The sequence below is a fragment of the Bartonella sp. AU18XJBT genome, from assembly GCF_028618595.1.
GTDB lineage: Bacteria > Pseudomonadota > Alphaproteobacteria > Rhizobiales > Rhizobiaceae > Bartonella.
Genome location: NZ_JAQITE010000115.1, coordinates 1 through 1,973 on the forward strand (window position 1 = coordinate 1; position 1,973 = coordinate 1,973).

Consider the following 1,973-nt stretch of genomic DNA (forward strand, 5'->3'; position numbering starts at 1 on the left):
CATTAACGAGCTTAAAGGCAGGCACAACCACCCTAGATGCAACAGGTCTGGTCATTACTGATGGTCCGAAAATAACCACAGGTGGTATTGGTGCTGGAAATAAAAGGGTAACTGGTATTGCATCTGGTGATCTTAGTGCAGATTCACAAGATGCGGTAAATGGGAGTCAGTTGAATGTTGTAGCGACCCATATAGCCGGATATTTAGGCGGTGGTGTTAAATTTACGAATGGCCAATGGGATGATCCAAAGTTCAAGATTAAAACTTTCAATCCTAAGACGAATGAGATTGAAGAAGAAAGTTTTTCGGATGTAGCAAAAGCCTTTGAGAGTGTGGGTAAGTCTTATGTAAATCTTCACAATGAGATTAAAAAAGCTACCGATGATAGTGTCTTTAAATGGAATGCCGAATCGAAGAGCATTAAAATTGCAGCCGGTGAGGAAGAAAGTGGGCAAGGAAGTATTGCTATAGGTATTGGATCAAAGACAAAAGGGGATGCAGGAATTGCGTTAGGGAAGCTTTCAAATGCATCTGCCGAAAATAGTATTGCATTAGGTGGTTTTGCAGCGGCATCTGCTGAAAATAGTATGGCATTAGGTGGACTTTCAAATGCATCTGCTGAAAATAGTATTGCATTGGGCTCAAATGCACAAGTACAAGCTGATGTTACTGGTGGTGTTGCTGTGGGTTATAAATCTGTTTCTCGTAACTCGGCGTCTACTGTTGGCTATGATCCTTCTATAGGTAGCCAGTCAACAAATGATGATGTGATATGGAAAAGCACTCAAGGAGCTTTTAGTATTGGTGATACTCCGAATAAGATAACACGACAGCTTACAGGTGTTGCCGCTGGTACCAATGACACTGATGCTGTCAACATTGCGCAGCTGAAAAAATTAAGAGAATTTGTAGCACAAGGGTGGACACTTTCTCTTAATGATGAGGCTGTTTCAGGCTTTAAGCCGGGTGATATATTAAATTTGGTCTCTGGAAGCAAAAACTTTGAGATTAAAAATAGTAATGCAAGAGACAGTAAAGATAAAAAAATAACATTTGATTTGGCACAAGATGTCACATTAAACAGCGTAAAATTACAAGACGTCACTTTAGATAAAACGGGTTTAACCATTGAAAATGGTCCCAAAGTAATAGCGGATGGTATTGATGCTGGTAATAAGAAAATAACAGGGCTTGCGGGTGGAGATCTTAACGCAAATTCGACAGATACCGTTAATGGTGGTCAGATTCATACAATCACTGAGGATTTAGTGAAAATTTTAGGTGGGGAAGTATCTTTTGATGGCAAAAACTTTAAAGAACTACAGTATAAATTATCGAATATTGATGAAAAAGGTGAAGTAACAGATAAATCTCATACCGATGTTGGTTCTGCTTTTAAAGGACTTGATGATAATATCAAGACGGTGAACGCTCGCATTAAGGAATTTGAAAAGGACGTCTCTTCAAATGGTTTAAATTGGGATGATAGTGTAGGTGATGGCGGTGCCTACAATGCCGCTCATGGTGAGAAGGATGCGAGCAAGATTGTCAATGTCGCTGATGGTAAGATAGAGAAAGATTCGCATGAAGCTATAACAGGTTCTCAGCTTTATTCCCTAGGCGATAAAGTTGCAGAATATTTTGGCGGCGATGCTAAGTATGAGAATGGCGTATTGAACAAACCAACTTTCAAGCTCAAAATTTTCAATTCAGAGAATAATGAAGTTGAAGAAAAGAGCTACAATAATGTAGCGGAAGCCTTTGACGGAATTGATAAGAATGTGCAGAATATCGTTAATGATTTTAATGAAAAAGTCACGAACATTACGAAATCTGTGCAAGGCGATGCGCTGTTGTGGGATGACGATGCAAAAGGCTTTGTAGCCAAGCATGGAGAAAAAGATGGTGAGAAGACAAACAGCAAGATCACATCGCTTGCGAATGGTTCTATAGCATCAGCTTCGAGCGATGCG

General features: G+C 39.7%; 1 pseudogene. It reads left to right on the forward strand.

Annotated features, from left to right (window positions below):
• Positions 1–1,973: pseudogene (locus tag PVV60_RS10295) on the forward strand (hypothetical protein); the annotation flags it as partial.